Genomic DNA, 6,911 nt, shown 5'->3' with positions numbered 1-6,911 from the left:
TGGACGGGGTAGCTGCCGAAAAGCTTCAGGGTTTCTGCGATCCCTTCCAGGGCAGCGATCACCTCTGCATCCAGGTAGGGCTGGCCAACCGGGTTCTCCAGATCGACAAAAAAGACATAGGTACCCGCCGATTTTTTGGTGGGGCGCGACTCGATGCGCGACATATTGAGGCCCCGCTCCGCAAAGACTTGCAGCGGCTTTAGCAGCGCCCCCGGCACATTGTGGGGCAGGCTGAAGGCCAAGGAAGTATGGGATCCCCCCGGTGAGGATCCACGGCGGCCCACCACCCAAAAGCGGGTGCAATTATCCGGGTGGTCGTTGATGGGACAGGCCAAGACCGGCAGTTGGTAGAGCTCAGCGGCCCGCTCTGAGGCAACGACGGCAGCGTTGGGCTGCGCTCGCAGCCGATCCAATTCTTCGGTGGTCGAGCGGGTCGGGATCAAGGTGGCCTGGGGCAGATGGGATCGCAGCCACGCCTGACATTGGGCCAAGGCTTGGGGATGGGAATAGACCTGCTCAATCTGCTCCAGCCGGGAGGCACAGCCGATGAGGGCATGACGGATTGGCAGGATCAGCGCCTGGCGAATGCTCAGCCCCTCCAGTTGCCAGAGGGCATCCAGGGTCATGGAGACCCCGCCCTCGACGGAGTTTTCCACCGGCACCACCGCCCATTCTTGCTGGCCAGTAGCCACCGCTGACAAGCAGGCGCCAATGGTGGGATAGGGCTCCAGAGGATGGGATCCCTGGCTGTGGAGGTGGGGCTGCTCAGGACAGGCCAGCAGAGCGGCCAACTCCGTATAGGTTCCGGCAGGGCCTAGAAAGGCCACGGGCACAGGGGAGACGCTTGCAGCCATTCCTCGAAGTCAGGTATCACTGGGAGCTAGCTCTAACTCTACCGTCTCAGCATCGCTCTGTAGCAGCGGGCAGTCAGGCTCTGGACAGCGGGGATTGGCCGCCACCCTGTCCATCGCCTTCGCCACCTCCAGGCGAATTTGCCTCTGCAGCTCTTGATCCGCTTGGATAGCTTCCAGAGTGGAGATGGAGCCTTCAAAGCTGGTGGCGTAGCGAGGTGGGAGGTTGTTGAGGGCCAGGGCGGCTGCATCGTGACAGAATCTTTCGCAGGAGCAGTAGCGCTGCTGGCTTTCCAGCAGGAGCATCTCGTTTACGGCTTCGAGGACGGCTCGCTCCATTTGATTTTCCAGCCTCCTTAGGGGTTTGCGTGCCTCCATGGCTGCCTCCTTTCCATTGCCGATGGCGAATTGTCCCCGCCTCTCTTCCAGCCAGGATCTCCTACCCTCTAGCGTACCCAGCTCAGCAAACAGGGCTACTGCTAGCGGCCCCTTCGTTGACGAGTATCCTCGGCAGGCGGGCAGAAAGCCCACACAGCAGTTCGTAGGAAATGGTGCCCACCTGTTCGGCCCAATCCTGGATGGATAAGCCCATCCTCTCTACGTGAGGGCCCAGCAGCTCCACCACATCGCCCACCTGAATATCCGGCCTCTCGGTTACATCCCACATGCACTGATCCATCGTGATCATGCCCACCTGCTGGATGAGGCCGCCGCGCACCCACCCCCGCAGCCAGCCGGAAAGCCGCCGGGGGATCCCATCGGCATAGCCGATGGCTAGGGTGGCAATACGACTGGGGCGAGAGGTAATGTAGCAATGCCCGTAGCTGACGCCGGTGTGGGCGGGTACGGTTTGGATGTGGGTCAGCCGCGCTTTAAGGCGCAGGATCGGCCGCAACCCCGCCACCTGCAGGTGCGGGGCAGGAGACAAGCCATAGAGAGCCAACCCCAGCCGCACGCGGGAGTAGTGAAGACGGGTGAGGGCGCCGGCGGAGTTATCCAGATGCAGGGGGGGCAAGGGATCCCCGGCCTGGCGGATCTGCTCCACCACCTGGGCAAAGCGGGCCTCTTGCTGGGCCATCACCGGAGAATCGGGCTCATCTGCTGTTGCGAAGTGGGAAAATAGGCTACAGCCTTCCAGCTCGGGGATCCGGCAGATCTGCCCCCACACGGCGGCAGCCTCCTGCCAAGGGATCCCCAAGCGCGTCATGCCTGTATCCACGTTGAGGTGGACGGGGACAGGGCGCCCAGCCCAACGGGCCACCTGGCGCAGCAGGGGAATTTGCTCGGCCCGGGTAAGGCTAACCTCCAGCCGTGCAGCCATGGCCTGCTGCAGCTCGGCCCAGGTATTCAAAGCACCCAAGACCAGGATGGGAGCCTGGAGGCCGGCCTGGCGCAGCTCGATCCCTTCTGACAGGGTGGCCACACACAGCCCCTTGGCGCCGGCAGCCACCAGCAGGGGAGCCAGCAAGCGAGCTCCATGGCCATAGGCATTGGCCTTGACCACTGCCCAGATCTCCACATTTGGGCCCAGGCGGGTCTGCAACAGACGCAGATTTTCTCGCAATTGGGCCGCGTCAATTTCCACCCATGCCCGGCTGGTCAGCAGCTCCCGCTCTGGGTTGCAATCCGGCCAGAACCCCGTCTCGCCAACGGGATCCGCCCCCTGGGATCCCTGGCCTAGGGCATCGCTCTGGGTCCACGGGGCAAACGCCGTGGCCAGAGGGCTATGCACGGCCGCCGCCAGCGCAGAAGCGTCGTCCGGCGTGGACAATTCTTGATCCACAGCTTCACCCCTCACACCAAGCCTATTCATCACTGTCAGGTTTAGCGCAAAGTCCAGCCGGGCGCCATCCACAGCAGCGGCACTTCCGGGATCCCGGCCACCTCGTTGCTTCCCAACAGTCGGGCCAGCCAGAGATTTTGCCCTTGCGGAGGCAGTCCTTGGCTCAAGAGCCGCTGCAGGGCGCGTTGGAACGGATCTCTCTCCCCTGCTGGTGACAAGGAGGGATCCCCCGTCATCCGCCGCAGATCTTCCACGGCTTCGGTATATCCTCCCAGGGCATCCACCAGGCCCAACTCTACAGCCTGCGCCCCGGTGAAGATGCGCCCATCGGCCAACTGTCGCACCCGCGCTTCATCCAAGCTTTGCCGCCGCGCGATCATCTCCGCATCCAGCACCTTTTCTGCCTCGTTTTCCGGCAAGCGCTGGCGTCCACGGGCCACATCGCGAACAAACTGGTCGAGGGTATCCTCCACCAAGTCTTGCAGCAGACGTTGCTCCTGAGGGGTAGCAGCGCGGAAAGGGGAAAGAATGTCTTTGTACTCGCCGGTTTTGAAGGTCTGCGGCTCTACGCCGTAGTTCTCGAGCAACTTGCCAAAGTTAAGGCCGCTAATGATTACCCCTATGCTGCCGGTCAGAGTACCTGGGTTGGCGTAGATCTTGTCGGCAGCACTGGCCACGTAGTAGCCGCCGCTGGCGGCAACGTCCTCCATGACGGCGATCACCGGCTTACCGGCCTCCCGCAGGGCCGTGACGGCGCGGTAGAGTTCCTGGCTGGATCCCACGGCTCCCCCAGGACTGTTGATGCGCAGCAACACGGCCTTAACGGCGCGATCCTCGATGGCTTCCCGCAGCTGATCCAAAGGAGAAGTTGGCAAACCCACCAAAGTCGAGCCCCGCGGGCCTCCGATCGTTCCCTCGATGGTGACCACCTCAATGCGATTTGCCCCTCGGGGGGCCTCTAGCCCGACGCCACCCCGAACCGACTCTGCGGCAGGTCGTGTGCCGCCAATAACAGCCGCAATCAGGCAGACCACCAGCAAGGAAGCGGCCAAAATGCGGTCAAGCTGAGATCCCTGGGTCACAAGCCCTCCAACCGTTACTGACTCCGTTCTATCACCCGGCAAGCTCCTGCGGCAGAGGGCAGGAGCCAGGTGGATCCCTGCTCTACCTACTTTCGTCATTGAACGCTCTAACCCAACTCTTGACAAGGATCTCCTGTCTATTTAGGATGGATTCCCGTACTCTTCACCGCCAAAGCAGCTTCTACAGGCTAAAATTGCAGCCTAGAGCAGGCATAAGTCGCTTGCCCACGCTCTTGCCAGAAAGCTGCGACTGGGGCTTTAGCTCAGTTGGTAGAGCACTTCAATGGCATTGAAGGGGTCAGCGGTTCGAGTCCGCTAAGCTCCATTGGTCTGATAGCAGACGGTGGTGGACGTTTCCGAGGCCTACACCAGCCAGACCTGCACCAGGTGCGGCTCTGTCCACTCTGGGCTGCAAGGCAGCCGGGTGTTCCGGTGTCCCGTGTGCAAACACACCTTGCCGCGGGATTGGAATGGAGCTCTGGGGATCTTCCTCAGGGCGTTGCGGGATGTCGCCATCCTGTGGGGACTCCGTCCCGCTGTCGCGAACAGCGGTGTTCAGCGTGACTGTATCAGAACCTCAAAGCGTCGATCCATTCAGCCTGACGCTGCCTCAATCCCTTGGAGACCTACGCCGATCCCTGGGCGAAGGGCCCCCGCCGTTGGATAAAGACGCGTTCAAACACCGCCGAATTATATGGTGCCAATAAAAAATGGTGCAAACTATTGGTGGGGGCGGTCTGTAGGGATCTCCAGCAGCGGTAGGGGTGTCGTGGGTGAAGAAAGGGGGCAATCGTGGCAAGCTCTCAAGGCAACCACGGGCCGGGGTTTGCCTCTGGGGGGAGGGAGACGTCTTCTCGTCGCGTGCACGCTCCGCGGCGAAAAAACGGCCAAACAGATGTTCCGCTGCCAGCTCAACTCCCTGATGCGGAGCCCCCAAGACGAGAGGTGCGGCCAACAAGCCTCGATGTCACCCCAGGGCGGGCGGAGAGGAATCGGAAAGAGACCTTACAAGATCCATTCCCCAGCTTGAACCCACCGGAAAACTTCTCTATACTGCAGGGAACTTTATCCTGTACCTCCCCATCTTCATCTTCGCTTCAACCTATGCGTGCTTCCTCCTCAGGTGACTCGGATCCTACCTTTCTCGAGGCTCAAGCTGGCCAGTCGGCCAAGGACTCCGTCCCGCTGACGCGAACGGAACCGGATCCCAATCCAGAGCGGCAGTTGGCCCTGAGGCAGCGGCAGCAGTTGGAGTCACGGCTGCTTAAAGTCGAAGCAGAGCTGCAAGAACGGCTTATCCTTCAGGAAAAGCTACAAGCCGAAGTGCAGGCGCTGCGCACTCAACTGGCCGAGAGGGAACTGCAGTCTCGCAAGCAGCAACAGCAGATAGAGCTCTTGCAATTGAAAGCCCAAACGCCTGCAGACGCTGCTTTGGAAGCGGAATGCCGGGTTCTACGCCAGAAGGTGGCTGAGCAAGAAAAGACGCTGCAGGAGCGGGAACACGCCCTGCGCCAGTTGCAACAAACTTTGGCAGAGCAAAAGGTTCAGCTCTCGGAGCAGGAAGTTCAGCTGGCGGCGCGGCAACGCCTCAACGAGCGGCAGCGCCAAGACATCGAAGCCTTACAGGAGCAGATCGAGCAGCTGCGGCTGGCCCATGCCCAGGAGCGCCGTCAGTGGGAACACCGTCAGCAGGAGCTCCAGGCTTCTCTGCTGGAAGCGCAAGACCTGGCGGAAAAACGGGTGGAGATGTTACAGCGTTTCAAGGCAGAGCTTTCGTTGGCCCGCACCCAAATTGCCGAAACCCAGGCGGAGCTGAACAGCCTGCGGGCTCTGTACAACGACCAACAGGCAGCCTGGCAAGAACAGCGGGAACATCTCGAGGCGCGTCTGGCGGGCTATGCCGAGACAGAGGCGGAAGCGGAGCAGCGCTGGCAGGAACAACGTCAGGAATTGGAAGCGGCCCTGGCCGATGCCCAGGCGCAGCTGGCTGCTTTGCAAGCTCAGCAAGAGCAATGGCGTCACGACTCCCGGGAGCAGCAACAGCAGTGGCAAGCCCAGGTCGAAGCGCTGCAAGCTGCCCTCTCCCAAGCGCAGGCGGAAATTGCCCATTGGCAGCAGGAGCACCGCCGTCTGGAGGAACAGTACGCCCAGGCCCAGCAGCGCCTTGGTGATCTGGAGCAGCGGCTCCAAGCAGCTCTGGCCCAGCTTGCCGACCAACCCACCTGGCAATCGCAATTGCGCTCTGCCCAGATCGCTGTCACCCATCTGCAGGAGCAAACAGAGGCCTTGGAGGGGCAGGTGAGGGCCTTGCAGGCGGAACGCGCCGCCCTCTCCGAAGAAAACCGCTCCCTGAGAGAGAAGTACGAGCAGCAGCAGATGCACCTGCTCAGCCTGAAGACGGCTTTGGAGCGCAAGGGACTAGACATCCCACCTCGCGCTGGTGCAGCGGATCCCAATACTGCCGACATGCCAACACGGTCTGAGTCTCTCGCCTCGCTCCAGGCCGCCAAGCCCAAGTCTGGGCTATGGACTCCGTCCCGCTTACGCGAACAGTCCCGGCCTTTGCCGGCTCGCCCCGATAAGCGGGCAGTGGATCTGCCGCGGTTTTTGCCTCGACCGTGAGGGATCCTGCTCCTCCCCGCTGGCTGGAGGTGTGGGTGGATCATCCCCACTTGGGGGGCTGCTTCACCTATCGCGTGCCAGAGGGATGGGAGCCAGAAGCGGGCGATCTCCTCAGCGTTCCCTTTGGTCCACAGGTGGCGGGGGCGCTGGCGCTGGGTTGGCGCTCGGAGCTGCCGACAGGAGTGGATCCCCAGTCGGTGCGGGAGATTGAAGCGGTGGTGGCCAAAGGGATCCTGCCCAAGGAGTTCTGGCCGCTGCTGCAGCGGGTAGCCGACTACTACCTCACCCCCCTGGCCCAGGTGGTGCGCACCGTTTTGCCGCCGGGCTTGCTGAGCCGCTCCCAGCGGCGAATCCGCCTGGTGGGATCCCCGCACGGGGAATGTTCGCCGGCTGCCCAGGCTCTGCTGCGGCTGCTCCAGGAGAAGGGGGGGGAGCTGTCTTGGCGTTACCTCCAGCAGCAGGTGCCTGGCGCCGAGGTGGCTCTGCGGGAGCTGCAGCGGCGGGGTTGGGTGGAGAGCTTCTGGCAGGAGCAGCAGGGGGGCAGGGTGAAAACCCAACAGGCAGCCACCCTAG

6 protein-coding genes, 1 tRNA gene and 1 pseudogene are annotated in these 6,911 nt (G+C 62.3%); 4 read left to right on the top strand and 4 right to left on the bottom strand.

Annotated elements, in window-relative coordinates; all coding sequences use genetic code 11:
* The 4 genes from pheA to sppA all read right to left on the bottom strand — a co-directional run.
* A partial coding sequence (gene pheA / locus NW841_RS05240) for a prephenate dehydratase (RefSeq protein WP_414385686.1) occupies positions 1–854 on the bottom strand: 854 nt, incomplete at its 3' end.
* Between the two features lie 9 nt (positions 855–863).
* Positions 864–1,229 carry a late competence development ComFB family protein gene (locus NW841_RS05235; protein ID WP_414365812.1) on the bottom strand — a complete coding sequence of 122 codons (366 nt, stop codon included), beginning with the start codon at positions 1,227–1,229 and terminating at the stop codon, positions 864–866.
* An 82-nt stretch (positions 1,230–1,311) separates the two neighbouring features.
* The gene (gene alr, locus NW841_RS05230) at positions 1,312–2,634 is read right to left on the bottom strand and encodes an alanine racemase (protein ID WP_414385684.1); all 1,323 of its coding nucleotides are present in this window, start codon (positions 2,632–2,634) and stop codon (positions 1,312–1,314) included.
* Positions 2,635–2,675: 41 nt separating this feature from the next.
* Positions 2,676–3,716 carry a signal peptide peptidase SppA gene (gene sppA, locus NW841_RS05225; RefSeq protein WP_414365810.1) on the bottom strand — a complete coding sequence of 347 codons (1,041 nt, stop codon included), beginning with the start codon at positions 3,714–3,716 and terminating at the stop codon, positions 2,676–2,678.
* 252 nt (positions 3,717–3,968) lie between these two features.
* Between sppA and NW841_RS05220 the strand changes: the two genes are divergently transcribed.
* The 4 genes and pseudogenes from NW841_RS05220 to NW841_RS05205 all read left to right on the top strand — a co-directional run.
* Positions 3,969–4,041 (top strand) — tRNA-Ala (locus NW841_RS05220).
* Positions 4,042–4,059: 18 nt separating this feature from the next.
* Positions 4,060–4,383, top strand: a complete 324-nt coding sequence (locus tag NW841_RS05215; RefSeq protein WP_414365809.1) for a zinc ribbon domain-containing protein — start codon at positions 4,060–4,062, stop codon at positions 4,381–4,383.
* Between the two features lie 437 nt (positions 4,384–4,820).
* Positions 4,821–6,338 (top strand): hypothetical protein, encoded by a 1,518-nt coding sequence (locus NW841_RS05210; protein ID WP_414385682.1) that lies wholly within the window; start codon positions 4,821–4,823, stop codon positions 6,336–6,338.
* Positions 6,335–6,911: pseudogene (locus NW841_RS05205) on the top strand (primosomal protein N'); the annotation flags it as partial. The gene NW841_RS05210 and the pseudogene NW841_RS05205, both read left to right, overlap by 4 nt.

The sequence above is a fragment of the Synechococcus sp. H60.3 genome (assembly GCF_047462295.1).
Taxonomy (GTDB): domain Bacteria; phylum Cyanobacteriota; class Cyanobacteriia; order Thermostichales; family Thermostichaceae; genus Thermostichus.
The sequence above is the reverse complement of the archived record's forward strand: the minus strand, read 5'-3'. Positions and strand labels throughout refer to the sequence as shown.